Here is a 26,612-nt window from a genome sequence, read left to right on the forward strand (position 1 = left end):
GTTAATGCTAGGTTCGCGGCGAAACCGGTGCACGGGTGCCGCTCGAAACGCCCCGGGTGTCACCGCCGATCGAAGGAGATCAATCCGCATGCGTGCCTCGCCGATCATCACGGCATTGCTCACCCTCGCGCTCGTCGGGAGTTCGGCGCTCGCCGCCTCGGCGGCCGAGCCCGACCCCGCGGCGCCCGCCGCAGATGCGGTCGCTCCGACCACGTCGGCCACGGCTGCGGCCTCGCAGGGTGCCGCTCCCGCCGATGGACTCGACCCGGCGCTCTCGCTCGTCGACATCGCCAGCCGCGGCGAGGGCGATTGGCTGCGCTACCGGATCCCGGCGCTCACCACGATGCCGAACGGCGACCTCATCGCCGTCTTCGACGGGCGGCCGACCATGAACGACCTCCCGTCGAACATCGCGCTGCTCATGCGCCGTTCGACCGACGGCGGTGCGACCTGGGGCGCTCAGGAGATCATCCGCCAGGATGCCGCGCCCAACGGCTACGGCGACCCCTCGGTGCTGGTCGACCGCGAGACCGGCGACCTCTTCGTCTTCTACGCCGCCTCGATCAACCAGGGCTTCGCCGGCTCGGGCACGGGCAGCGACCCGAACGACCCCAACGTGCTGCACGCCGACTACTCGGTGTCGCGCGACGGCGGCGCCACGTGGCAGCACCACCGCATCACCGACCAGTTGAAGGGCGATCGCACGAACTGGGCCGGCATGTTCGCCGCGAGCGGCGAGGGCATCCAGCTTCGCACCGGCGAGCACGCCGGTCGACTCATCCAGCAGTACACGGTGCGCATCGGCGGCGGCAACTTCGCCGTCTCGGCCCACTCCGACGATCACGGGGCGACCTGGAAGACGAGCGAACCGGTCGGCCCGGGGGCCGATGAGAACAAGGTCGCCGAGCTCGCCGACGGCAGCGTGCTGCTCGTGTCGCGTTCGGCGCCCTACCGGCAGGTCGCGAGGTCGACCGACGGCGGCCAGACGTACTCGAAGTTCACCGCAGACAGGGAACTGCCCGATCCCGCGAACAACGGCTCGGTCATCCGTGCATTTCCGGATGCCGCGGCAGACGACCCGCGCGCGCAGATCCTGTTGCACTCCAACACCGCCAACCAGAACGTGCGGCGCAACCTCACGGTGCGCATGAGCTGCGACTCCGGCGACACCTGGCCGATCGAGCACGTCGTGCAGTCCGGGGCATCCGCCTATTCGACGCTCACTCCGCTTCCGAACGCCGGCGGCGAACTCGGCGGCAGCTATGGCTTGCTCTACGAGCGCGAGGGCTACCGCCACATCTCGTACACGAGCTTCGACCTCGACTGGGTCGGCGGCGTCTGCGCCTCGCTGAAGATCGATGAGGCGCCGAGCTTCACCGCCGGCGTGGCGGCCACTGCGAAGGTCACGGTCGCGAACCAGAGCGGCGCAGCGCTGCCCGCGGCCCGACTCGCGCTCGCGGCCGGCTCGGGGTGGAGCGGCGCCGACGTCGACGTTCCGGCGCTCGCCCCCGGTGAACAGACCACCGTGTCGGTGCCCCTGACCCCGCCCGCCGACGCCGATACGCGAACGCACACGGTGCGACTCGAGTACCGCGCCGAGAGCGGCACCTCGTTCGTCGACGCCGCGTTCCAGGTGACGGCGTCCAACCTCGTGCCGGCTCCCTCGTTCGAAGTGCGGCCCGTGCTCGACGCGATCTACACGGCGGGCGCCGAGGGCCTCATCGGCGACCGCATCCAGCCCTGGCTCGAGGTGGTCAACACGGGCAACGTGACGCTCACGGGTATCAAGCTCGTCGAGCCCGCCGGCGGTGCCGCCTGCAACTACTCCTCGCTCGCGCCCGGCGCGAGTCACGTCTGCCGCAACACCTCGCCGAACCACACGGTCACGGCAGCCGACCTCGCCGCCGGCGTCTGGTCGACGAGCTACAGGGCGACCGCACAGGCCGCCGGGATCGCGGTCGAGGCGAATGCACGGCTGTTCCCCGTCGACCTGGCCGAGGGCATCGCCGTCGAGGGCGCTGCGGCCGTCGTCGTGCCGTCGGGCGAGTTCGCGACCTCGTCGTTCGCGCGCGTTCCCCGGGTGGGTTCGGCGGGTGCCGCGATCGGTGCTGAGCGACCCCTGACCCTGCAGGTGCCCGCGAACGGGCGCGCGAGCGCCCAGCTCGCGGTCACCGCCGGTGACGAGATCGAGGACCTCGCCGTGAGCGTCTCGACGCCGACCGAACTCGAGCGCAAGATGCCGGCCACGCTCGAGGGTGCCGTCAGCGTGCGCTACCCCGAGTTCATCGAGAACACCGTGCAGGGCGGCCTCATCGCCGACCCGCTGCGCGAGGTGGAGTCGGTCGACGTGCCCGCCGGGCGCAACCAGCCCGTGTGGTTCACCGTCGAGGTTCCGGCGGACGCCGACCCCGGTGTCTACGAGGCGCAGGTCGCTGTGACTGGCGCCGCCGGTGCGATCGCCGAGCGGACGCTGCGCATCGTCGTGCCGAACGTCGACCTCCGCGCCGTGGCCGACCGGCCGTTCGTGCTCGATCTGTGGTCGCAGCCCGATGCCGTCGCCGACCAGCTCGGCCTCGAGCCCTGGAGCGAAGAGCACTTCGCCGCGTTGCAGCCGTACTGGGCCGATCTCGCGGCCGCGGGTCAGGACGTCGTCAACCTCGCGATCACCGAGGACCCGTGGCTCGTGAACCACCAGGGTCAGATCCGCGCACAGACGTGGAGCCCATACCGATCGACGGTCGACTGGAAGTGGGACGGCGAGTCGTTCGACTTCGACTTCGCGGTGTTCGACCGCCTCGTCACCGACGCCCGAGCCGCCGGCATGGGCACCGACATCCACGCCTTCGCGATGCTGCAGTTCCAGCGGCACGACCGCATCACCTACACCGACACCCGCACCGGCGAGCGCGTCGACGAGACCGTCACGGTGGGCGATGCGCGCTACAACGAGGCGTGGAAGGCATTCCTCACCGCATTCACGGTCCACCTGAAAGAGCGGGGCTGGTTCGACGACACCCGTCTGGCATTCGACGAACAGCCGCTCGACCGCATGAACGCCGCCTTCGCGGTGCTCGACGCGGTGAGCCCCGAGTGGCGCGACAAGATCGCGCTCGCGGCGAACTCGCTCGCCGAGGCCGACATCGCCGAGGCGATCTCGTTCAACGTCAGCTTCCTCGACGACGTGCCGCAGCAGCTGATCGACGAACGCCGCGCGGCCGGCGAGCCCACGCTCTTCTACACGTGGAACGAGCCGACAGTGCCGAACACCGTGGTGCCGACCCCGCCGTACAACACGCGCTCACTCGGCTGGATCGTCGAGCAGCGCGACCTGGACGGCTACCTGCGGTGGACCTACAACTCGTGGCCGGAGGATGTCTACGCCGACCCGAGCTTCCGCTACGGCCAGGGCGACGAGTACATCGTCTACCCCGGTGAGGCCGGCCCGGTCTCATCGACCCGGTGGGAGCTGTTCCGTGACGGACAGGACGACGCCGAACTGCTGGACCTCGCGAAGCAGGCCCTCGGCGCCGACCACCCGGTCGTCGCGGCGGCGCTCGCGGGCGTCGACGCCGCCGGCGCCTCGAACCCGTCGTCGTGGGCGAGGATGCTCGACCACCGGGCGGCGCTCATCGCCGCGCTCGCGAACACCGACGGCGCCGATGTCGTCGCGTCGATCGACGGCGGCGTTGTCGCCGCCGGCGGCGTGGCCGCCTTCGACGTGACGGTGACCGCGGGCGAAGAGCGGTTGCGCGACGTGACGGTCGACGTGCCCGGCGCGCTCAGCGTCGACGCCGCCAAGGGCAACGCGCCGGTCAAGCCCGGCGCTGCCCGTACCTGGACGGTGACGATGCCGGTGACCGGCGCCGCCGGCGAGCGGTTCACCGGTGACATCGTGGTCACCTCTCGCGACGACCGCGTGTTGGAGGCCGTCACTGTGCGCGCCGACATCGTCGACGCGGTCGCGCCGCTTGCGGCGATCGAGCTCGACCGACTGAGTGTCGCGAGCGCGAGCGACACGATCACGGCGAGCATCCCGGTCAGGAACATCGGCGCAGAGGCGCGCACCGTCACGCTCGCGGCGACGGGCCTCGAGACCTTCGCCGCCGAACCGGTCGAGGTCACGGTCGCGCCGGGTGAGACCCGCGTCATCGAGCTCGTGCTCGATCCGCAGGGCCGAAGCGGCCTCGACCGGCTGCAGCTCGGGCTCGCCACGGGCGACGCCGTGCTCGCGTCGAAGAGCGTCAGCATCGTTGCGGGCGGGTTCTTCCTCTCCGACGTCACGCCGACGGACACGACCAACGGCTGGGGCCCGGTCGAGATCGACATGTCGAACGGCGAGGACGCCGCAGGCGACGGCCAGGCGTTGTCGCTCGGCGGCACTCGGTACGCGAAGGGATTCGGTGCGCACGCCGTGTCGACGATCTCGCTCGAGCTCGGCGGGCGCTGCGAAGCGGTGTCGTTCGACTACGGCATCGACGACGAGATGGCCACGGGCGGCTCGGTGCTGTTCGTCGTGCGCGGCGACGGAAGCGAGCGCTGGCGCTCGCCCGCGGTGATGACCGCCGCGAGCGCGACCGGCAGCGCCACGGTCGACGTCTCGGGCGTCGACCGGCTCGATCTCGTGCTCGACCCGAACGGCGCGGTCGGGCAGGATCACGGAGACTGGGCGGATGCCTGGGCGAAGTGCTCCTGAGCGACTGAGCGACTGAGCGACGTCGGGGCGGGGGGCGACCCTCGCCCCGACCTCGTCGCCCGAGCCACGCGCGCCCCGCCCCGATCTGGGGTCAAGATTCGAGCAACACTCACCTATTCAGCGTGCGCATTGCGGAGGAGGATTCGAGGAGGCGGTGCGCATCGATGCCACCGGGCCGGAGGTCATCATGCGCTTCACCTCGCTCCCGTTCCGCGCCGGGGTCGTGGCCGTCGGCATCGCCGGTCTCGCCGGCGCATTGCTCGCGGCGACCGGCGCGCCGAGCCCGGCGCGTGCCGACTCGGTGATCGTCGTCGATTCGACCTCCCAAGCGCTCGGTGACACCGGCTGCACGCTGCCCGAGGCGATCCTCGCGGCGAACAACGATGCGAGCGTCGTGCCGAATCCCGACCTGCGAAGTGCCGACATCGACACCGGCTGCACCGCCGGCAGCGCCGCCGGCAGCGGCACGGACGTCATCGAGCTCATGCCCGGCGCGACGTATGCGTTCGGTTCGATCATCGACGACGCCGGAAACTACCTGGGCCCGACCGCCACGCCACTCGTGACGTCGTCGCTCGTCATCGAGGGGCGTGGCGCGACCATCGCGCACAGCGGCAGCCTGAACGTCCGGGCCTTCGCGGTCGGTCCGACCGGCAGCCTCGACCTGCGCGAGGTGCATGTGAAGGACTTCGCCGCGCGCGGCGGCAACGGCGGCAACCGCGGCGGGGGCGGCGGGCTCGGTGCAGGGGGTGCCATCGCCGTGCACGACGGTGCGCTCCGCGTGCAATGGAGCACCTTCGAGGCGAACGGCGCCACCGGCGGGAACGGTGGTGGTCGAACCGACATCGGCGGTGCCGGTGGCGGTGGCGGCGGAGGACTCGCCGGCTGGGGCGGCTCCGACGCCGGTGGTGGCGGTGGCTCTCGCGGCCGTGGGTCCGACGGCATTAGTATCGGCGCCGACGGCGGTGGTGGCGGCGGAACGGTCTCCAATGGCGGGGGCGACACGATCTTCGATACGGCGGCGGGCGGGTACCGCTGCGGCGGAGAGGGTGCCCTGCTGAGCGTCCTCGACGAGTTCCTCGCACACCTGGACGGCGATGACGCCGAGTGCGCAGGTGGTGGCGGTGGTGGTGGCGGCAACGGCACGTTCGGCAGCGGTGACGGTGGCGACGGTGGCGACGGAGGCGGAGGCGGCGGTGGAGCCTACGACGACGGCGACGGCGGGCACGGCGGCTTCGGGGGTGGCGGAGGCGGCGCCACGGCCGAACCCGGCGTCACCCTCTGCGGCGCCTACTGCGGTGGCAGCGGCGGCGATGGCGGTTTCGGCGGTGGCGGTGGCGGCGCACCTGGCGGCGTCTTCTCCGGCGGCCCGGGCAAGGGCGGCACTTTCGCCGGCAACGGCAGCGCGCTCTACGGTGGCGGTGGGGCGGGCCTCGGCGGCGCGATCTTCGGGTACAGCGCGACCGTCATCGTCAGCAACAGCACGTTCACGCGCAACTTCGCCGTCCGCGGCGTTGCGGGCACCGGGGGGTTCGCAGATGCCGGAGCCGACAACGGCTCTGATGCCGGTGGCGCGATCTTCACCGTCGGCGGCGCGCTCTCCGTGACGAACTCCACGATCGCCGCCAACGAGACGACCGGCGACGGCGCCGGCATCGTCGTCTACAAGCCGATCACGGGGGACCCGACGTCGCTCGCGCTGCGCAACACGATCGTGGCCGGCAACTCCGGTCGAGACGAGTGCTTCGTGCTCGGCGGCGTCGCCGCATCCGGAACCGACAACCTCGTGACACCGCACGCGACCGACGCACGCATCCCGTGCCCGGCGATCACGCAGACGGCCGATCCCGAGCTCGGGGCGCTCGCGCTCAACGCGCCCGGTCGCACGCCGACCATGGCGCTCGCGCCGACGAGTCCGGCGATCGACACCGCCGACGCGGTCGTCGCGCCACTCGACGACCAGCGGGGCGTCGCACGCCCGCAGCTCGGCGGTGTGGACATCGGCGCCTTCGAGTTCGACCCGCCCGCCGACACGGCTGCGCCGACGGCGGCAGCTGCGGCGTCACCGACCGCCAACGCCGCCGGCTGGAACACGAGCGACGTCACGATCGCCTGGAACTGGACCGACACGGGCGGCTCGGGCATCGACCCGTCGGCGTGCATGACGAGTTCCAGCTCGAGCGGCGAAGGCGCCGCGCTCCTGCTCTCCGCGACGTGCACCGACCTCGCCGGCAATCGGGGCTCCGCCCAGTCGACCGTGAGCGTCGACGAGACCGCCCCGGTCGTCACGTGCGACGCGAGGCCGAGCTACGTCGTCGGCGGCACCCCGACGAGTGGTCTCTCGGCGACGGTGAGCGATGAACTCTCGGGGCCGGCCGCGACCCCGGTCACGGCGACGGTCACCGCCGGCGACATCGCGGTCGCGGGCGTCGGCGCGAAGCCCCTCACGGGCGCCGATGTGGCCGGCAACACCACGACGGTCGACTGCGAGTTCGTCGTGGCCTACGGGTTCTCAGGACTCCTGCAGCCGGTGCCGCAGTCGTCGTACAAGCGCGGGTCGAACATCCCGGTGCGGTTCCAGTTGCGCGACGCGAGCGGTCAGCCGATCAGCGACACGGCGGCCGCGTCGCTGCTGTCGCCGAGTTGTCTCGTCTTCGTGACGATGGACGGCCAGGTGAAGGGATGTGCGACGTACAACCCCGTGTCGAACACGTTCCAGTTCGACGTCAAGACGACGAAGGCGCTCGCGGTCGGCACCCACTCGGTCGGGATCCTCGTGAAGAGCTCCGACGGCGACATCCTGAACACGAACGCGACGACCGTGCGGCTGCGGTGAGCGGCTGCGGTGAGCGGCCGCGATGACGGGCCGCGATGACCAGGCGGTGATGAGCGACTACGCGAGCCCGGCCCGCTCGGTGAGCACCTCGAGCAGCACCTCGCGTGTCGCGGCGAGCCCGCGGTGCACCTCTTCGAAGCTCGTCGAGAGCGGCGAGAGGCCGATGCGGAGCCCGCCGGGGTCGCGGTAGTCGGGGATCACGTCGCGCTGCCAGAGGCGTGCGGTGACCTCGCGCATCGCGGGGTGGTGCAGGGTGACGTGCCCGCCGCGCTGCTCGGGGTCGGCGGGGGAGGCGAGGGTCACGCCGAGCGGCGCGAGCCAGTCGTCGGCGAGCGTGATCGCGAACTCGGTGAGGGCGACCGACTTCTCACGCAGCGCCGGCATGCCGGCCTCTTCGATCATCGCGAGCGTCTCCTCCATCGCGAGCATGCCGACGACCGGTGCGGTGCCCGAGAGGAACCGGCGGATGTCGGGCACGGGTTCGTACTCCGGCCCCATCGCGAACATGTCGGTCGTGCCCCACCAGCCCTGGATCGGCTGGGTGAGCACGGTCTGCAGGTCTTCGCGCACGTAGGCGAACGCGGGCGAGCCGGGCCCGCCGTTCAGGTACTTGTAGGTGCAGCCGACCGCGAGGTCGAAGCCCCAGAGATCGGCCTTGACGGGCACCGAGCCGGCCGAGTGGCAGAGATCCCAGAGGATGAGGGCGCCCGCGTCGTGGGCGATGCGCGTGAGCTCGGCGGCATCCGCCAGATAGGCAGAGCGGTAGGCGACGTGCGAGACGACGACGAGCGCAGTCTCGGGCCCCGCGGCCTCGGCGAGCTGTTCGGGCGTGACGCCGGCCGAGGTGTCGACCTCGATCCAGCGCAGCCGCATGCCGCGCTCGCGGGCGATGCCGTCGAGCACGTAGCGGTCGGTCGGGAAGTTGTCGGTGTCGACGATGATCTCGCGCCGGCCGGGGTCGCGTGCGATCTGCGCGTCGACGGCGGCGCGGGCGAGCTTGTAGAGCAGCACGGTCGTCGAGTCGCCGATGATCGTCTGGCCGGCCTTCGCCTCGATGACGGCTCGGCCGATGCGGTCGCCGATCTCGGTGGGCAGCTGCAACCACGCTTCATCCCAACCACGGATGAGGCGGCCGCCCCAGTCGTCGCGCAGAAAGCGCTCGACGCGCTCGATCGCCGACACCGGCGGCCGGCCGAGCGAGTTGCCGTCGAAGTAGACGAGGTCGGTCTCGGCTCCCGCGAAGCGCTTGCGATAGTGCGCGAGCCCGTCGGCGCGGTCCATGCGGCGGGCGAAGGCGAGGTGCGGGTCGTGGGTCACCGGTGCTCCAATTCGACGTACGGCTGCAGGTCTTCGGCGGGGTGGATGCGGGCCGACGCCAGCCAGGCGGGCAGGGCGTCGAGGCGCGCGGGCGGCGCGCCGGGCACGAAGGACGCGACGGCGCCGTCGAAGGCGATCGCGTCGGCGGCCGCCGGCCACGGGTCGGTCAGCGCATCGACCAGAGCGGATGCCTCGAGGCCCGCGTCGATGAGCAACGCGAGCTCGGCGGGGTTCACGCCGAGCGGCTGCTCGCCGTTGCCGAGGTCGGTGCCGTACAGCACCCGCCCGCCGGCGGCGTGGAATCGGCCGAGGTTCTCGAGCGCGATCGCCGCTTCAGGGGTGGCCCGGCCGTAGCCCGCGACGAAGAGCGTCGAGATCCAGCGCTGCCCGGCGGCGACGGCCCGCGCGATGAGCTCGTCGTCGAGCCGCTCGGTGAACGGCGTGTGGGCGAGGGCGTCGACACCGGCGTCGATCGCGAGCCGCGACATCCCATCGCCCTCGACATGGGCGACCACCTGCACGCCCGCGTCGTGCGCGCTCGTGACGACCGCCGCGAGGGTGGCCGCGTCGAGCACCGGGCCGGCGACGGCGTTCAGCACGACCTTGATGACGGATGCCCCGAACGCCAGCTGCTCGCCGACCGCCGTCTCGGCCGCACTCGGCAGGGCGGCGCGCTCGTCGCCCGCCGCGACCGAGATCTCGCGGACGCTGCCGGGGGCCGCCCAGGGCCTGTCGAGGGGATACCCGCCCGGTGCGGTCAGGAAGCTGCCCGCGAACGCGATGTGCGGCACCCCGCCGCGGCGCGCGTACGCCGCGATCGCGTCGAGCGGGCCGCCGAGGTCGACGACGCCCGCGAGCGCCGACTCGCGCAGCTCGTCGGGCCCGACGAGCATGAGGTGCACGTGGTGGTCGATGAGCGGCGGCAGCATCGTGCCGGTCTCGCCGGGGTGCTCGCCGCCCATCGACCGGCGCACGCGCCGTGCGTGCGGCCCGAGGTCGAGCGGAGCGGGGTCAGGGGGCGGGGCCGGCGGCATGGTCAGCCCGGGATCTCGGTGCGCACGGCGTACAGCTCGGGGAAGAAGGTGAGGTCGAGTGCCCGCCGCAGGAAGCTCGCGCCGCTCGACCCGCCCGTGCCGGTCTTGTTGCCGATGATGCGCTCGACCGTCTTGAGGTGGCGGAACCGCCAGAGCTGGAAGTTGTCTTCGAGGTCGACGAGTTCTTCGCAGGTCTCGTAGGCCGACCAGTGCTCGTCGGTGTCGGCGTAGATCGACGCGAAGACGGGCACGAGCTCGGGCACGAACGTCCACGCCTGCGTGACGTCGCGCTCGAGCACCGACACGGGGATCGGGTAGCCGGCGCGGGCGAGGAGGCGCAGGAACTCGTCGTAGAGGCTCGGCGACTCGAGGGCATGGCGGAGGATCTCGGTCGCCGCGGCATCCGACTCGAAGACCTGCATCATCTTCGCGTTCTTGTTGCCGAGCACGAACTCGACCGCGCGGTACTGGTACGACTGGAACCCGCTCGCGTTGCCGAGCACGCCGCGGAACTGGCCGTACTCGGTGGGCGTGAGCGTCGCGAGCACCGACCACTGCTCGGTGAGCGTCTTCTGGATGTGCTTGACGCGCGCGATGCACTTGAGCGCCGGCGCGAGCAGGTCGGCGCGCAGCAGGTCGCGTGCGGTCTCGAGCTCGTGCAGCACGAGCTTCAGCCACAGCTCGGTGGTCTGGTGCTGGATGATGAACAGCAGCTCGTCGTGGTGCTCGGGCCGCGAGATCGGGCGCTGCGCCGAGAGCAGGGTGGGCAGGTCGAGGTAGCCGCCGTAGCTCATGCGATCGCTGAAGTCCGTGACGACGGATGCCTCGATCGTGCGCGTGTTGGCTTCGACGCCGTCGATCGGGTTGCTTGCCGCAGTGCTCACGGCTCCAGCCTAATCACGCCCGGGGCGCTCGGCGGATGCGGCCGCCCAGGACTGAACGTCTGACGTCAGATTTCGTGCGCGCGTCATGCTAGGTTGAGCGCCGAGAACCGAGCACCGAGTTCGAGAGGCACAGCGTGTACGTCGACCTTCCAGAGTCCCAACTCCGCAGTTACCTCGGCAGTGGCCGCGAGCCGGCCGACTTCGACGAGTTCTGGGCGCGCACGCTCGCCGAGGCGCGCGGCTTCGCGGTCGACGCGACCATGACGCGTGCCGCGACGCCGCTCGTCACGCTCGATGTCTACGACGTGAGCTTCCGCGGCTTCGGGGGCCAACTCGTGCGCGCCTGGCTGCGCGTTCCCGCGGGCACCGACGGGCCGCTGCCGACCGTCGTGCAGCTGCACGGCTACGGCCGCGGCCGGGGCGACGGCATCGAGAACCTGTTGTGGGCGTCGGCCGGCTACGCCCACCTCGAACTCGACACGCGAGGCCAGGCGTGGAGCGGCTCGCGCGGCGCCACCGCCGACGAGGCCGGCTCCGGCCCGCAGGTGCCGGGCTTCCTGACGCGCGGCATCGAGAGCGCCGAGCAGTACTACTACCGTCGCCTGATCACCGACGCGGTCAGATTGACGGATGCCGCGGGGGAGCTGCCGCTCGTCGACGCATCGCGGCTCGTGGTGACCGGCATCAGTCAGGGCGGCGGGCTCGCGCTGGCGGTCGGCGGCCTCGTGCCGGGCCTCGCGGGCGTCATCGCGCGGGTGCCGTTCCTCTGCGACTTCCCGCGGGCCACGGTCATCACCGACGCCCGCCCGTACAAGGAGATCGCCGAGTACCTCGCGCACTACCGCGACCGCACCGAGGCGGTGCTCGACACCCTCTCGTACTTCGACGGCGTGAACTTCGCACGCCGCGGCACCGCGCCGTTGCGCGTGACCGTCGCCCTCATGGACGCGATCTGCCCGCCGTCGACGGTCTTCGCCGCCTACAACAGCTCGCCCGCCCCGAAGTCGATCACCGTGTGGCCGTACAACGGCCATGAGGGCGGCGGTGTCGACGACGACGTGCTCGCGCTCGAAGCGTTCGCCGAGATGCTCTCGGAGGGGTAGCCCGGGTCGGCGTCAGGAGGCCGCCGCGCTCGCCTTCTCGAGCGCGCGTCGCAACGGCAGGTAGTGCTCGATCACGGCCTGTCGGTAGGCGTCGGCGTCGCCCGCGACCGCCGCGGCGAGCATGGCGCCGTGAGCGCGCGCGGTGTCGGCGATGTCGGCGGCCGGTGCGAGCCCGAGCCGCGGGTAGACGACGCTGTTGACCTCCCAGAACGCGGCGACGAGCTGGCCGACGAGCGTGTTGTCGAGGTAGCCGAGCAGGCGCGTGTGGAACGCGAGGTCCTCTTCTGCGAACGGCAGGCCGCGAGCGCCCTTCTCGGCCATGGTCCGGACCAGTCGCTCGAGCTCTGGGTCGTGCTTGCCGTCGAGCACCGTCGCGACCTGCGAGGCCATCGCGAGGTCGAGCGCCTCGCGCACCTCGACGACCTCGAGCAGGGCGGCGAGGCTGTCGTCTTGATCGACGATGCCCCTGAAGACGAGTCCCTCGACGAGCGGGGCGAGCGAGAGCTGGCCGACGTAGGTGCCGTGCCCGTGGCGCACCTCGACGATGTCGAGGGCCGCGAGCATGCGCATGGCCTCGCGAACGCTCGACCGGCTCACCTCGAGGCGGGCGCAGATCTCCGCCTCGGTGGGCATCAGATCGCCGGGACGCAGGCCCTCGGCGAGGATCAGGCTCTTGATCTGATCGGTCACCGATTCCCGCTTCCGCGGGCTCGTCGACAGGGCGGGGGTCACGGTCTGATCACGTATCGTCATGCCCGGCTTGACCTTTCGCTCGATTGAGTATTAGCTTCATCCTAGTCACGTAGGATGTCTGATGTCCGATATCTCCCCGAGATTCTTGCAGACGCCCTCCCGCACCCCCATTGGATATGGAGCAATGATGATCCGAATCACACGGCGCCGCCGAGCGAGGTGGGCCGCAGCGCTCGCCGGCACGGTCGCAGTCACGGTCGCACTCTCGGCGTGCACCCCGCCGGCGGAAGACGATGTCGCACCGTCGCCCACCGCCGAGATCGACCCCGACGCCACGATCGAGGCCGGCATCTCGTACTCGCTCGGCGGCAGCTTCGACCCGCTGCTCGCCTCGGGCGCGGTGACGCTCGCGGCGAACTGGCACATCTTCGAGGGCCTGGTCGATCTCGATCCGGTCACCCGCGAACCCTACGCTGCTCTCGCCGCTGAGATGCCCGAGCCGATCGACGACACCACGTACGAGATCGACCTGCGCGAGGGGGCGACGTTCCAGAACGGCGAGCCCGTCACCGCCGACGACGTCGTCTTCAGCTACGAGCGCGTCATGAGCCCCGACACCGGCGGCTTCTTCGCCGGCTTCATCGACTTCATCGACACGGTCGAGGCCGTCGACGAAGACACCGTGCGCATCACCACCGACTACCCGTTCGCACTCTTCAACGAGCGGCTCGGCGTGGTCAAGATCGTTCCGAAGGCCCTCGTCGAGGCCGACCCCGAGGCGTTCGGTGCACTGCCCGTCGGCAGCGGCCCGTACTCGCTGGTCTCGGCGACCCCCAACGAGGCGGTCGTGTTCGAGCGCTACGACGACTACAACGGCCCGCGTCCGGCGCTGGCTGCCGGCATGAACTGGAACCTGCTGGGCGACCCCGCGGCGCGCGTCACCGCGATGTCGTCGGGCACGATCCAGGCCATGGAGGACGTGCCGTACATCGACATCGACGCGCTGAAGGCGACGGCCGACGTCGAGACCGTGCAGTCGTTCGGTCTGCTGTTCATGATGTTCAACACCAAGATGGAGCCGTTCGACGACCCGCGCGTGCGCCAGGCGTTCTTCTACGCGCTCGACATGGACAAGATCATCGAGACCGGCATGCTCGGCAACGCCGAACCGGCGACGTCGTTCGTGCAGAAGGATCACCCGAACTACAACGAGGCGTCGACGGTCTACACCTACGACCCCGAGAAGGCCAAGAGCCTGCTCGAGGAGGCCGGCGTCGAAGACCTCTCGATCACGCTGCTGACCACCGACACCGGCTGGGTGGCCGAGGTCGCTCCGCTCATCAAGGAATCGCTGGATGCCGCGGGCATCGCCACGACGCTCGACATCGGGCAGTCGCCGGCGCAGTACAAGAAGGTCGACGCCGGCGAGTACCAGGTCATGGTCGCCCCCGGTGACCCGTCGGTCTTCGGCAACGACCCCGACATCCTGATGCGCTGGTGGTACGGCGACAACGTGTGGTCGAACACGCGCTTCAACTGGGCCGACTCGCCCGAGTTCGCCGAGCTCAGCGGAATCCTCGACGACGCCATCGCCGCGAGCGGCGACGAGCAGCAGCAGCTGTGGAACGACGCGTACGACCTCATCTCCGAGCAGGTGCCGATGTACCCGCTGTTCCACCGCAAGCTCCCCACCGCGTGGAGCTCGCAGGAGCTGGTCGGCTTCGCACCGGTTCCGACGACCGGCCTGTCCTTCCTGGACGTCGGCGTCGCCAAGTAGCACCCGTGGCCGGGGGCGAGGCGAGTCTCGCCCCCGGCCGCCCCACTCCCGGCCGCACCGCAGCGGCACCGTACCAAGCCGGAAGGACGGACCGTGTCGAACACGCTCCGACTGATCGGGCGCAGACTCCTGCAGTTGCCCCTGATGATCCTGGGCATCACGTTCCTCGTGTTCTTCGTGATGTCCTTCTCCCAAGTCGACCCCGCCATCACCGCACTCGGTGAGGGTGCGTCGATCGAAGACCGTGAACGGTGGCGCGAGGACCACGGGCTGAACGAGCCGCTCCTGGTGCGTTACCTCACGTTCCTCACCGGCCTCGTGCGACTCGACTTCGGCACCTACACGGCGCGGCAGCTGCCCGTCGGCGACGCCGTGGCGTCGGCGTTCCCGGTGACGCTGCAGCTGACCTTCCTCGGCCTGTTCATCGCCGTCATCGGCGCGACGCTCCTGGGTGTCGCCGCTGCCCTCTACCGCGACAAGTGGCCCGACCAGGTCATCCGCGTGCTCTCGGTCGGCTCGCTGTCGATGCCGTCGTTCTGGCTCGCGGTGCTGCTCATCCAGCTCTTCACCCTCCAGCTGCGCGTGCTGCCGGCATCCGGCCCGCTTCCGCCGTTCAGCGAAGATCCGGCGGGCTGGCTCGCGCGGATGACCCTGCCGGCCATCTCGCTCGCCGTGCCCGTGATCGGCCAGCTCTCGCGCGTCGTGCGCACCGCGATGGTCGAGGAGCTCGACCGCGACTACGTGCGCACCGCCGTCGGCGCCGGCGTCCCCCGGCCCGTCGTGATCGCCCGAAACGTGTTCCGCAACGCGCTCATCACGCCGGTCACCGTGCTCGGACTGCGCGTCGGCTACCTCATCGGCGGCGCGGTGGTCATCGAGATCATCTTCGCGCTGCCCGGAATGGGCATGCTGATCCTCCAGGGCATCACCAACAACGAGCCCAACCTCGTGCAGGGAGTCACGCTCACGGTGGCGCTCGCGTTCGTCGTGATCAACATCATCGTCGACCTCCTGTACGTCCTCATCAATCCGCGAATCAGGTCGGTGTGACATGCGACGCAAACTGACAGAGAAGCTCTCGAAGCCCGGCCTGCGCCTCGGCGGACTGTCGCTCAGCGCGAAGATCGCGCTCGGCTTCCTCGTGCTCATCGCGCTGGCCGCGATCTTCGCGCCGCTCATCGCGCCGTACGATCCGCTCGCGTCGGGAACCCCCGTGCAGCCGCCGAGCCTCGACCACTGGTTCGGCACCGACCGACAGGGCCGCGACATCCTCTCCCGGCTCATGTACGGCGCCCGCTACTCGCTCGTCATCGGCCTGGGGGCCACCCTCGTGGCCCTCGTGGCGGCCGCGGTCTTCGGCACGATCGCCGCAACGGCGCCCAAGTGGCTCGCCGAGATCGTGATGCGCGTGATGGACGTCGTCATGTCGTTCCCCGGCATCGCGCTCGCCGCGGTCTTCGTCACGGTGTTCGGCCAGTCGCTGCCCGTGCTCGTGATCACGATCGCCTTCCTCTACACCCCGCAGCTGACCCGCGTCGTGCGCGCCAACGTGCTCGATCAGTACGGCGAGGACTACGTCTCCGCCGTACGGGTCATGGGCGCCTCCACGCCGCGCATCATCACCAAGCACGTCGTGCGCAACAGCCTCGCTCCGGTGCTCGTGTTCGCCACGGTGCTCGTGGCCGACGCGATCGTGCTCGAGGCGTCGCTCTCGTTCCTGCAGGCCGGCGTGCCCGCACCCGAGCCGTCGTGGGGCAACGTGATCGCCGACGGCCGCAACCTCGTGATGAGCGGCTACTGGTGGGCCACGTTCTTCCCCGGCCTGCTGATCCTGCTGACGGTGCTCAGCCTGAACGTGCTCTCAGAGGGCATGACCGACGCGATGATCTCGCCGCGGGCGCGCAAGCTGACGGTCGACGCCGCCTCGACCGAAGAGGCGACGCACGACCTCGAGGCCGAACAGGCGCCGCTGCGCGAGGGCGCGAGCCCCGACGAGGTCGCCGCCGGCATCGACGAGCTCGAGACGATCGAGGCCTCGGCCGTCGACGAGCCGGCCCTCGCCGGATCCGGGGCGGCCGTCGGAGTGGCCGCGGGGCCGGTCGACGAGACGCCGGCGCTGCCCGTCACGACGAAGCCGGTCTCGCTCGACACCCGCCTCGCCCAGCTCAGGGAGCGCGAGCTCGAGCGGCACGACCGCCTCGTGTACTCGACCGACGCGCCGCCCCTGCTCGACGTGCAAGACCTCTGCATCTCGTTCCCGCGGCACGGCGTCGTCGACGTCGTCGACCACGTGAACTTCACGGTGCGCCCGGGCGAGACCATGGCGCTCGTCGGCGAGTCGGGGTGCGGCAAGTCGATCACCTCGCTCGCGATCATGGGCCTGCTCGACTCGCGCGCGAAGATCAGCGGGCGCATCATGTTCGACGGCAGGGATCTGCTGACGATGCCGCCCGCCGAACGCAATGCGCTGCGCGGCAACGACATCGCGATGATCTACCAGGACGCGCTGAGTTCGCTGAACCCCGCCATGCTCATCCGCTCGCAGATGAAGCAGCTCACCTCGCGCGGCGGCACCCGCACCGCCGAAGAGCTGCTCGAGCTCGTCGGCCTCGACCCGAAGCGCACCCTCGCCTCGTACCCGCACGAACTCTCGGGCGGCCAGCGTCAGCGCGTGCTCATCGCCATGGCGCTGACCCGCGACCCGCGACTCGTGATCGCCGACGAGCCGACGACGGCCCTCGACGTGACGGTGCAGGCCCAGGTGATCGACCTGCTCAACCGCCTTCGCGACGAGCTCGGCTTCGCGATGCTCTTCGTGTCGCACGACCTCGCGCTCGTCGCCGAGCTGGCCCATCGCATCACGGTGATGTACGCCGGCCAGGTGGTCGAGCAGGGCACGACGACCGAACTGCTGACGCAGCCGGTGCACGAGTACACCAGGGGCCTGCTCGGCGCGGTGCTCTCGATCGAGTCCGGCTCGGATCGCCTCCACCAGGTGCCCGGTGTCGTGCCGTCGCCACGCGACTTCCCGGTCGGCGACCGGTTCGCGCCGCGATCGTCCGACCCGGTTCGCAACCGCGGGGTCGCCACGGTGCGCCGCCGCATCGCGGGCACCGACCACTACTACGCCGGGCATCCAGACGACGCGCCCGTCGAACCGATCGGGGCAGCGAAATGAACGAACCCGTCATCGAGCTGCGAGACGTGCACGTCCGCTACAAGGCTCGCAACTCGACCTTCAAGAACCGTCGGTACGTCGACGCGCTCGACGGCGTCTCGCTCACGGTGCGCCGCGGGCAGACGCTCGGCATCGTCGGCGAGTCCGGATCGGGCAAGTCGACCTCGGCCAAGGTGCTCGTCGGCCTCGAGCGCCCGACCTCCGGGCACGTGGTGTTCGCGGGCGAGGAGGTGCGGTCGTTCTCGGCCTCGGTGCGCCGCCGACTCGGGCGCATCCTCTCGGTCGTGTTCCAAGACCCGGCCACGGCGCTGAACGCCCGCATGACCATCCGCGACGCGCTGCTCGACCCGATGCAGGTGCACCGCATCGGCACCCGCGCGCAGCGCGACGCGAAGGTGCGCGACCTGATCGGCTTGGTCGGCCTGCCGGCCTCGACGCTCGACGCGCTGCCCGGCCAGCTCTCGGGCGGGCAGCGCCAGCGTGTCGCGATCGCCCGGGCGCTCGTGCTCGACCCGCAGGTGATCATCGCCGACGAGCCGACCTCGGCACTCGACGTGTCGGTGCGCGCGCAGATCCTGAACCTGCTCACCGACCTGAAGAACGACCTGGGTCTCGGCATGGTGTTCATCTCGCACGACATCCAGACCGTGCGCTACCTCTCCGACGAGATCGCCGTCATGAACAAGGGCCGCGTGGTCGAGTTCGGCACCGCGCAACAGGTCTTCGACGATCCCTCCGACGAGTACACGAGAACCCTGCTCGGCGCCGCGCCGAGCCTGCTGAACCACCAGCCCTGACGGGCGCCGACCACGACCGGCCGGCGCCGACCACCACGAACCACGAACCACGAACCACCAGGAGCTCCACCGTGACCACCACCGCCTTCCGCGGCGTCATCCCGCCCGTCCTCACCCCGTTCGACGCATCGGGCGCCTTCGACGAGGCGGCGTTCGAGCGCCTCGTCGAGCGCCTCATCGCCGCAGGCGTGCACGGCCTGTTCGTGCTCGGCTCCTCCGGCGAGGTCGCGTTCCTCTCCGATGACGAGCGCACTCGCGTGCTCGAGGCATCCGTTCGCATCGCTGCCGGCCGCGTGCCGGTGCTCGCGGGCGTCAACGAGATGACGCCCGCGCGCGTCATCGGCCAGGTGCGGCTCGCCGAGGCGGCCGGCGTCGACGCGGTCGTCGCGACCGCGCCGTACTACGCCCGCCCGAGCGCCGCCGAGGTCGAGGCGCACTTCCGCCTCATCGCCGCCGCGACCGAGCTGCCGGTCTTCGCCTACGACGTGCCGGTGCGCGTGCACTCCAAGCTCGACCACGCGATGCTCGTGCGGCTGGGCGGCGAGGGCGTGATCGCCGGGGTCAAGGACTCGAGCGGCGACGACGTGGCGTTCCGCCGTCTCGTCATGGCCAACCGCGCCGCGGGCAGCCCGCTCGTGCTCTTCACGGGCCACGAGGTCGTCGTCGACGGCGCGCTGCTCGCCGGCGCCGACGGTGTCGTGCCCGGGCTCGGCAACGTCGACCCCGAGCGCTACGTGGCGCTCTTCGACGCGGCGGGCGCCGCCGACTGGGCGCGTGTGCGCGTGCTGCAGGACGAGGTCGCCGAGCTCTTCGAGATCGTCTTCCAGGCGAGCGGCGTGAGCGGCGAGGCGGCCGGCCTGGGCGCGTTCAAGACCGCACTGGCCCACCTCGGCGTGCTCTCGTCGAACCGCATGTCGCAGCCGGTGCCCTCGCTCGAGGGCGACACCGTCGCCCGCATCACCGCGATCGTCGACCGCGCGGAGCTCTCGGCCTGATGAGCGCCGTCGTCGGCGTCGACCTCGGCGGCACCAAGATCGCCGCGGGGATCGTCGGCGCGGGTGGGGTCGTGCTCGATCGCGCTTCGGCGCCGACGCCCGCGGCCCACGGGCCGGGCGCCGTGCTCGAGACCGTCGTGCGTCTCGTGGGCGAGCTCACGGCCCGCACCGGTGCCGACATCCCGGTGAGAGGATGCGGCGTGGGCTCGGCCGGCGTCATCGATGCGGCGAGCGGCGTGGTGAGCTCGGCGACCGATGCGCTGCCCGGCTGGGCCGGCACCCGCGTGCGCGACGTGCTCGCCGCCGATCTCGGCATGCCGGTCGTCGTCGTCAACGACGTGCACGCCCATGCGCTCGGCGAGGCGCGGTACGGCGCGGGCGCGGGCGCATCCACCGTGCTGATGATCGCGGCCGGCACCGGGGTCGGCGGCGCGCTCGTCGTCGACGGCGTCGTGCACACGGGGCGCCGCGGCGTCTCGGGGCACTTCGGGCACGTGCCGTCGGTCGAGGCCGTCGGCCGGCCGTGCACGTGCGGCGGCGCCGGCCACCTCGAAGCGGTCGCCTCCGGCCCCGCGATGTGCGCCGTCTACCGCGAGCTGAGCGGCGACGCCACGGTCGTCGACGGGCGCGAGGTCGTGCGGCGGGCCGAAGCGGGCGACGTGCACGCCGAGGCATCCGTCGCCCTCGCCGGCCGTGCGCTCGGCCGCACGATCGGCGGCCTCGTGAACGCGCTCGACCCCGACGTCGTGATCGTCGGCGGCGGGCTCGCCTCGGCGGGGCCGGGTTGGTGGCGCGCCTTGCGCGCCGCGGTCGACGACGAGCGGATGCCGCTGCTCGCCGACACCCCGATCGTCGAGGCCGCCCTCGGGGCCGATGCCGCGATCGTGGGCGCCGCGGCGCTCGTCGCCCCCGCGTCCGGCCCTGCGTCCGGCCCCGCTGCGACACCCGCCGTCACCACCACCACCACCACCACCATCACTCCGGGGGAACGAGCATGACCGACCTCGACCTCAGCAGGCTGCGCGGCGGGCTCATCGTTTCGTGTCAGGCCTATCCCGGCGAACCCATGCGGCACCCCGAGACGATGGCGCAGATCGCCGAGTCCGCCGCGCGCGGCGGCGCCGTCGCCATTCGGGCGCAGGGCATCGCCGATGTGCGGCTCATCCACGAACGCGTCGCCCTGCCGCAGATCGGCCTCTGGAAGGACGGCGACGGCGGCGTCTTCATCACGCCGACGTTCGAGCACGCGCTCGAGGTGGCGCGGGCGGGCGCCGAGATCGTCGCGCTCGACGGCACTCGTCGTGCGCGGCCCGACGGGCTGAGCCTCGCCGAGACGGTGCAGCGACTCCGCGCCGAGACGGGCGTGCTCGTGATGGCCGACGTCGGGTCGGTCGACGACGGGCTCGCGGCGGCGGAGGCGGGCGCCGACCTGGTCGGAACCACGTTGTGCGGTTACACGGGCGAACGCCCGAAGACCGACGGTCCCGACCTCGAGGTGCTGGCCGAACTCGCCGAGCGGCTCGAGGTGCCGGTGATCGCCGAGGGGCGGGTGCACACGCCCGCCCAGGCGTCGGCGTGCATCGACGCCGGGGCCTTCGCCGTGGTCGTCGGCACCGCGATCACGCACCCCGCGACGATCACGGGATGGTTCGCGAACGCGGTCGCGCGTTGATGCCGTGTCGCGTCTCCCGTCGGCGGGTCGGCTCGCGCAGCCGGGCCGACACGGCGGGCACACCCCTTGCCGGTCGAACCGACTCGTTGCCCGCCGCGCCGCGATCCCTCCCCCCAGAGGGTTCATCGCCACGCTTGTTCGGGCAAACGGAGGCGACCCTCCGAATCATACGCGATCAGGCCGTGTTCCGCGAAAGCGACCCGCGTACAGTGAAACCGTGAGCTCTTCTCTCTCGCCTCGACGTGACGCGAGGCGCAACCACGAACGCCTGCTCGCCGAGGCGAAGCAGCTCTTCGGCGAACGCGGCATCGACGCACCGCTCGACGAGCTCGCGGCACGTGCCGGAGTCGGCGCCGGCACCGTGTACCGCCATTTTCCGAACCGCGACGCCCTCGTGCGCGAGCTCTACGACGACGCCGTCGCCGACCTCGAAGACTTCGCGCCGCAGATGCTCGGTGCCGAGACGGGGTGGCGGGCGATCGAGCTCTGGCTCGAACTGCTCGGCGGCTGGTTCGCGACCTCGCCGCACCTGGCCGCCGTGGCGCGTCGCATCGCCGAACTCGACCCGAGCCATCGGCCGGCCGCCCAGTTCGCGCCGATGATGGACGCGGTGATCGCGCGCGCGCAGTCCGAGGGCTCGCTGCGGCGGGATGTCACGGCGGTCGACCTCGGCGTGATGGTCGACATGCTCGGCTCGCTCAGCCAGTACGGCGACGCCTATCTGCCGTACTGGCGCCGCCAGCTCGCGATCATGCTCGACGGATTGCGCGCCCGACCCGACCTCACGCCGCTGCCCGGCGAGGGGCAGACGTTCGACGAGTTCCACGACATGACGCACGCGAAGCTGCCGGGGGCGTCAGCGCACTGAGCGCGGTCCTCGCCGCGGATCAGCCGGCGGCGTGCACCTCGACGAGGTTCGCCCACGGGTCGTCGAATGCGAGGGTGCGCCCGTCGTCGCGCGTCGCGACGCCGTAGTGCCCCATGCGCTCGCCCAGCTCGCCGAGGTCGTCGGCGCTCGGCACGACGATCTCGACCTTGCCGAGACCGAGGGCGAGGCTGCGACGGCCGGCGCCACGGCTGTTCCAGGTGTTCATCGCCATGTGGTGGTGGTAGCCGCCCGCCGAGACGAAGAGCGCCTGGTCGCCCATCTCGGCCGTGGTCTCGAAGCCGAGCCGGTCGACGTAGAACTCGCGGGCGCTCGCGACGTCGCCGACCGAGAGGTGCACATGGCCGACGACGGCGTCGCCCAGGCCGAGACCCGAGGCCGCGGCATCCGCCCCGCCCTCGGTGAGGTGTTCGCGCAGGTACGCGTTGGGGTCGAGGTAGAGCGTCGCCATCTCGATCGTGCCGTGCACCCAGCTCCACTTCGAGCGGTCGCGGTCGAAGTAGAGCTCGATGCCGTTGCCCTCGGGGTCGGTGAAGTAGAAGGCCTCGCTCACGAGGTGGTCGGCGCTGCCGGTGAAGGTGCCGGGATGCCTCGTGGCGATCGAGAAGATCGCGGTCGCGAGTGCCTCGCGGGTATCGAAGAGGATCGCGGTGTGGAACAGGCCGGCGTCGCGCGGGCTCGCGTGCTTGAGCTCGGGGGCGTGCTGCAGGATCACGATCGGCGTGGTGCCGCGGCCGAGCACGGCGACCGGGCCGTCGTGGCTCAACAGCTCGAGGGTCACCGCGTCGCGGTAGTAGCGGATCATGGCGTCGAGGTCGCCGACGCGCAGCGTCACGGCGCCCATGCCGGTGTCTGCGGCGAGCAGTCCCGCGCCTTCCGGCGCACCATTGGTTGTAATCACAACTAATGATAACCCGGGGATCGCGCTGCGTATTCCGGAGTCGTGCGGGCCCTCGCTCGTTCGACCGGCACCCGCCCCGGCAGCCGCCCCGGCAGCCGCCGGAATTGGGCCTGCCGCTCGGGACTCGCGATCCCTACGATGGAAGCACCGGCTCCCGGGGACCGACGGGGAGCCCTCCGGAGGGGACGAAGACATGGGCATGGACAACCTGGTGCTGTACGTGGCGACCTACGACGACGGTGCCACCGCCACCGACCAGTACCGCTCGCTCAAAGACGCGGAGGCGTCATCCGATCTCGAGGTCGTCTCCTCGGTCGTGATGCGCCGCGGTGACGACGGCCGGGTCGCCGTCGACGAGCACGGCACGGGCCAGGTCGCGGCCGGCACGTGGATCGGCGGTGCCGCCGGACTCGTCGTCGGGCTCTTCGCACCCCCGCTGCTCGCCGCGACGGCCATCGGGGCGGGAGTCGGCGCCATCTCGGGCGCCATCGCGAAGAAGCACGACGAGAAGAAGGTGGGCCTCGAGCTCGAGGAGTACCTGCCGAAGGGGTCGTCGGCCATCGTGGCCGTCATCGACGACACGTACCTCGACCGCATCGACGCAGTGCTGACGAAGTACTCCAAGAAGGTCGACAAGGCGATCGATCGAGAGGACTTCGAGGCGCTCGAGAAGGCGATCAGCGAGGGCGGCGACAAGATCGCGAAGGCGATCGGCTCGTAGACGAGCGGATGCCGCGGCGCGAGCTGTCGCGGCATCCGGAACCGTCGCTCAGGCGCCGGTCAGCCGCTCGAGCAGCTCCCGATACCGCGCGGCGGTCTGCTCGACGATCTCGTGGGGGAGCGTCGGCGGCTCCTCCGACACCTCCTGATCCCAGTTCGCGGCGAGCCAGTCGCGCACGATCTGCTTGTCGAAGCTCGCCATGCGCAGCTCGGGCGTCGCGGCGCTCGAGTACGCCGCGGCATCCCAATACCGGCTCGAATCGCTCGTGAGCACCTCGTCGGCGAGCGTCACGATGCCGGTCGCCCGGTCGGCGCCGAACTCGAACTTCGTGTCGGCGAGCACGAGGCCGCGGGCCTCGGCGATCGTCGAGGCTCGGGCGAAGATCTCGAGCGACAGCGAACGCAGCTGCTCGGCGGCGACCTCGCCGACGAGCTCGACCGTGCGCTCGTACGAGACGTTGACGTCGTGCTCGCCGAGCGGCGCCTTCCACGCGGGCGTGTAGATCGGCTCGGGCAGGCGGTCGCCGTTCGAGAGGCCCTCGGGCAGCGGGATGCCGCCGATGGCGCCCGTCTGCTGGTACTCCCTCCAGCCCCCGCCCGTGATGAAGCCGCGAACGACGCACTCGATCGGGAACATGTCGAGCGTGCGGCAGAGCGTGCCGCGGTCGGCGAGCTCGGCCGGCACCTCGGGCAGCTCGAGCGCCTCGAGGCGATCGTCGAGCGGGTGGGCCAGGTGGTTCGGCACCTCGGGCAACTGATCGAACCACCAGTGCGTGAGGCTCGTGAGCATCGCGCCCTTGCCGGGGATCGCGGGGGAGAGCACCTGGTCGAAGGCGCTCACCCGGTCGCTCGCGACGACGAGCACGACCGGTGAGAGGCTCAGCGGGTCGCCGGTCCAGGAGTCGTCGTCGACGAGCAGCTTCGACGGCACGTACAGGTCGCGCACCTTGCCCGAGTAGACGTGGGTCCAGTCGGGGTACTCCTGCGTTTCGCTCACCCCTCCAGTGTACGAGGGGGTGAATGCAGGAAGAACTGTGCGAAGTGCGGCGCGGCGGGCCGAGTCTGCCGGCGTGCCGCGCGATTCTTCCTGCCCTATTCGGCGACGCGAGCCGCGATGTCGGTGCGGTACTGGCCGCCCTCGAGCCGCAGGTGCCCGAGCGCCTCGTAGGCGCGGCGGCGGGCCTCGGCGAAGCCGTCTCCGACCGCGACGACGTTGAGCACGCGGCCACCCGTCGCGATGAGCGGCAGCTCGTCGGTCGCCGTGCCGGTCTCGCTCGCGGCGCCGATCGCGGTCGCGGCATGGGCGAGGTGCACTCCGGGCACGGATGCCGCGGCCTCGATGCCCTCGATCGGGCGCCCAGTCTGCGGCGCCTCAGGGTAGCCTTCGCTCGCGAGCACGACCGTCACCGCGGCATCCGCTCGGAAGACCGGTCGCGGCAGGGAACCGAGCCCGCCCGTCGACGCGGCCAGCAGCAGGCCCGAGAGCGGGGTCTCGAGGCGCGGCAGCACGACCTGCGTCTCGGGGTCGCCGAAGCGCGCGTTGAACTCGATCACGCGGATGCCGCGGCTCGTCAGGATGAGCCCCGCGTAGAGCAGCCCGATGAACGGCGTCTGCTCTTCGGCGAGCTTGCGCACGGTGGGCAGCGCGATCGTCTCGATGACCTCGTCGACGAAGGCCTGCTCGCTGCCGAATCGGCCGCCGCGCCCGTCGGAGGCGTCGGCGAGCCACGGCAGCGGCGAGTATGCACCCATGCCGCCCGTGTTCGGCCCGGCGTCGCCGTCGCGCAGCCGCTTGTAGTCCTGCGCGGGCGAGAGCGGCAGCACGTTGGAGCCGTCGGAGAGCAGGAATAGCGAGACCTCCTGCCCGTCGAGGAACTCCTCGATGAGCACGGGGCCCTGCTGCAGGTAGTGGGCGGCGTGGGCGATCGCAGCTGCACGGTCTTCGGTGACGAGGACGCCCTTGCCCGCGGCGAGGCCGTCGGCCTTCACGACGTAGGGGGCGCCGAACTCGTCGAGCGTCGCCTCGACGTCGCCCAGGGTGTCGGCGAGGTTCGCCCGGCCCGTCGGCACGCCGGCGTCTTGCATGATGCGCTTCGCGAAGGTCTTCGACCCCTCGAGCGCCGCGGCCGCCTTGCCCGGCCCGAACACGGCGACGCCGCGCGTGCGCAGGGCGTCGGCGACGCCGGCGACGAGCGGCGCCTCGGGGCCGATGACGACGAACTCGATGTCGTTGTCGAGCACGTACTCGGTGACGATCGTCGGGTCGGTCGGGTCGAGCGCGATGGTCGTCACACTGCCGCGGGCCGACGAGGTGTGGGATGCCGCGATGCCCGCGTTGCCCGGAGCGGCGATGATCTCGTGGCCGGCCTCCTCGTCGAGGAGCGCGAGGATGATGGCGTGCTCGCGCGCGCCCGAGCCGAGGACCAGGATTCTCACCGGTTCAGGCTACCGCAGCGCCGTGCCGCGAGACGGTGCTGCGAGAATGGCCGGGTGAGTTCAGACATGAGCGGCGCAGACGGCGCGAACGACGACGGGCACGACGAGGCGCACGACGAGACGTCGACCGTCGACCGGCCTGCGTCCGCGGCATCCGGCCACCGCCTGTTCTGGTGGGTGCTCGGCATCGCCGCCCTCGTGGTGCTGGCCGACCAGGCCAGCAAGTGGTGGGCCGAGGCCGAGCTGAGCGACGGCAGCACGATCCCCGTGATCGGCGACCTCATCCGCTTCGTGCTCGTCTACAACCCGGGCGCCGCGTTCTCGATCGGCACCGAGTACACGTGGATCTTCGCGATCCTCGCCGGCGTCGGTGCGATCGCCGTCGTGTGGTTCGCCTGGCGGGTCGGCTCGGTCGGCTGGACGATCGCGCTCGGCCTCATCCTCGGCGGGGCCGTCACGCACCTCGGCGACCGCCTCTTCCGCGAACCCGGGTTCGGCCGCGGCCACGTCGTCGACTTCATCGGCTACGGCGACTGGTTCATCGGCAACGTCGCCGACATCGCGATCTTCGCCGGCGCCGTGATGATCCTCGTGCTGACCTTCATGGGCATCGCGCCCAGGGGCGGGCGCGTGGCCGACGACGCCGACCGCGTGCACGACGACGCCTGAGCTCGCCTGACGGCGCTGCTC

At 71.2% G+C, this 26,612-nt stretch carries 20 protein-coding genes; 13 read left to right on the forward strand and 7 right to left on the reverse strand.

Translation table 11 applies throughout. The features are described 5' to 3' along the window. The first annotated feature begins 88 nt into the window (after positions 1-88). The gene (locus ACWGST_RS06315) at positions 89-4,693 is read left to right on the forward strand and encodes a glycoside hydrolase domain-containing protein (protein ID WP_452045807.1); all 4,605 of its coding nucleotides are present in this window, start codon (positions 89-91) and stop codon (positions 4,691-4,693) included. A 154-nt stretch (positions 4,694-4,847) separates the two neighbouring features. Further along, a complete protein-coding gene (locus ACWGST_RS06320; RefSeq protein WP_452045808.1) occupies positions 4,848-7,529 on the forward strand; it encodes a choice-of-anchor Q domain-containing protein in 2,682 nt (893 codons plus the stop codon). 57 nt (positions 7,530-7,586) lie between these two features. Here the strand turns inward: ACWGST_RS06320 and ACWGST_RS06325 are convergent, their stop codons facing one another. From ACWGST_RS06325 to kynA, 3 genes are all read right to left on the reverse strand, one after another. Beyond that, positions 7,587-8,810 carry a kynureninase gene (locus tag ACWGST_RS06325; protein WP_452045855.1) on the reverse strand — a complete coding sequence of 408 codons (1,224 nt, stop codon included), beginning with the start codon at positions 8,808-8,810 and terminating at the stop codon, positions 7,587-7,589. 32 nt (positions 8,811-8,842) lie between these two features. Then, complete coding sequence (locus tag ACWGST_RS06330) at positions 8,843-9,820, reverse strand: amidohydrolase family protein (protein WP_452045809.1); 978 nt, start codon at positions 9,818-9,820, stop codon at positions 8,843-8,845. Between the two features lie 62 nt (positions 9,821-9,882). After that, on the reverse strand, positions 9,883-10,764 hold the full coding sequence (gene kynA / locus ACWGST_RS06335; protein ID WP_452045810.1) for a tryptophan 2,3-dioxygenase: 882 nt from the start codon (positions 10,762-10,764) through the stop codon (positions 9,883-9,885). A gap of 134 nt (positions 10,765-10,898) precedes the next feature. On the opposite strand from kynA, the gene ACWGST_RS06340 reads away from it, so the two are divergent. Then, on the forward strand, positions 10,899-11,867 hold the full coding sequence (locus tag ACWGST_RS06340) for an acetylxylan esterase (RefSeq protein ID WP_452045811.1): 969 nt from the start codon (positions 10,899-10,901) through the stop codon (positions 11,865-11,867). A 12-nt stretch (positions 11,868-11,879) separates the two neighbouring features. Here ACWGST_RS06340 and ACWGST_RS06345 read toward each other — a convergent pair whose 3' ends face one another. Next, positions 11,880-12,557 (reverse strand): FadR/GntR family transcriptional regulator, encoded by a 678-nt coding sequence (locus ACWGST_RS06345; protein WP_452045812.1) that lies wholly within the window; start codon positions 12,555-12,557, stop codon positions 11,880-11,882. A gap of 190 nt (positions 12,558-12,747) precedes the next feature. Between ACWGST_RS06345 and ACWGST_RS06350 the strand changes: the two genes are divergently transcribed. From ACWGST_RS06350 to ACWGST_RS06385, 8 genes are all read left to right on the forward strand, one after another. Next, positions 12,748-14,337, forward strand: coding sequence for an ABC transporter substrate-binding protein (locus ACWGST_RS06350; protein ID WP_452045813.1), 1,590 nt, complete (start codon positions 12,748-12,750; stop codon positions 14,335-14,337). A 93-nt stretch (positions 14,338-14,430) separates the two neighbouring features. Then, positions 14,431-15,387, forward strand: coding sequence for an ABC transporter permease (locus ACWGST_RS06355; protein WP_452045814.1), 957 nt, complete (start codon positions 14,431-14,433; stop codon positions 15,385-15,387). 1 nt (position 15,388) lies between these two features. Beyond that, the gene (locus tag ACWGST_RS06360; RefSeq protein WP_452045815.1) at positions 15,389-17,515 is read left to right on the forward strand and encodes a dipeptide/oligopeptide/nickel ABC transporter permease/ATP-binding protein; all 2,127 of its coding nucleotides are present in this window, start codon (positions 15,389-15,391) and stop codon (positions 17,513-17,515) included. After that, the gene (locus tag ACWGST_RS06365) at positions 17,512-18,312 is read left to right on the forward strand and encodes an ABC transporter ATP-binding protein (protein ID WP_452045816.1); all 801 of its coding nucleotides are present in this window, start codon (positions 17,512-17,514) and stop codon (positions 18,310-18,312) included. The genes ACWGST_RS06360 and ACWGST_RS06365 overlap by 4 nt, the downstream gene beginning before the upstream one ends. A 71-nt stretch (positions 18,313-18,383) precedes the next feature. Further along, positions 18,384-19,307, forward strand: a complete 924-nt coding sequence (locus ACWGST_RS06370) for a dihydrodipicolinate synthase family protein (protein ID WP_452045817.1) — start codon at positions 18,384-18,386, stop codon at positions 19,305-19,307. Continuing rightward, positions 19,307-20,305, forward strand: coding sequence for an ROK family protein (locus ACWGST_RS06375; protein WP_452045818.1), 999 nt, complete (start codon positions 19,307-19,309; stop codon positions 20,303-20,305). Before ACWGST_RS06370 ends, ACWGST_RS06375 begins: the two co-directional genes overlap by 1 nt. Continuing rightward, positions 20,302-20,979 (forward strand): N-acetylmannosamine-6-phosphate 2-epimerase, encoded by a 678-nt coding sequence (locus tag ACWGST_RS06380; protein WP_452045819.1) that lies wholly within the window; start codon positions 20,302-20,304, stop codon positions 20,977-20,979. Before ACWGST_RS06375 ends, ACWGST_RS06380 begins: the two co-directional genes overlap by 4 nt. 217 nt (positions 20,980-21,196) lie before the next feature. Further along, positions 21,197-21,847, forward strand: a complete 651-nt coding sequence (locus ACWGST_RS06385) for a TetR/AcrR family transcriptional regulator (protein ID WP_452045820.1) — start codon at positions 21,197-21,199, stop codon at positions 21,845-21,847. Positions 21,848-21,866: 19 nt separating this feature from the next. Here ACWGST_RS06385 and ACWGST_RS06390 read toward each other — a convergent pair whose 3' ends face one another. Further along, the gene (locus tag ACWGST_RS06390; protein WP_452045856.1) at positions 21,867-22,709 is read right to left on the reverse strand and encodes a VOC family protein; all 843 of its coding nucleotides are present in this window, start codon (positions 22,707-22,709) and stop codon (positions 21,867-21,869) included. A 256-nt stretch (positions 22,710-22,965) separates the two neighbouring features. Between ACWGST_RS06390 and ACWGST_RS06395 the strand changes: the two genes are divergently transcribed. Beyond that, positions 22,966-23,487, forward strand: coding sequence for a DUF1269 domain-containing protein (locus ACWGST_RS06395; protein ID WP_452045821.1), 522 nt, complete (start codon positions 22,966-22,968; stop codon positions 23,485-23,487). 48 nt (positions 23,488-23,535) lie between these two features. On the opposite strand, the gene ACWGST_RS06400 is transcribed toward ACWGST_RS06395, so the two are convergent. Beyond that, the gene (locus ACWGST_RS06400; RefSeq protein ID WP_452045822.1) at positions 23,536-24,483 is read right to left on the reverse strand and encodes a phosphoribosylaminoimidazolesuccinocarboxamide synthase; all 948 of its coding nucleotides are present in this window, start codon (positions 24,481-24,483) and stop codon (positions 23,536-23,538) included. Between the two features lie 95 nt (positions 24,484-24,578). Continuing rightward, positions 24,579-25,922 (reverse strand): phosphoribosylamine--glycine ligase, encoded by a 1,344-nt coding sequence (gene purD, locus ACWGST_RS06405; protein ID WP_452045823.1) that lies wholly within the window; start codon positions 25,920-25,922, stop codon positions 24,579-24,581. A gap of 54 nt (positions 25,923-25,976) precedes the next feature. Between purD and ACWGST_RS06410 the strand changes: the two genes are divergently transcribed. Next, the gene (locus ACWGST_RS06410; protein ID WP_452045824.1) at positions 25,977-26,591 is read left to right on the forward strand and encodes a signal peptidase II; all 615 of its coding nucleotides are present in this window, start codon (positions 25,977-25,979) and stop codon (positions 26,589-26,591) included. The last annotated feature ends 21 nt before the right edge of the window (positions 26,592-26,612 follow it).

The organism is Agromyces sp. NPDC055520 (genome assembly GCF_053619715.1).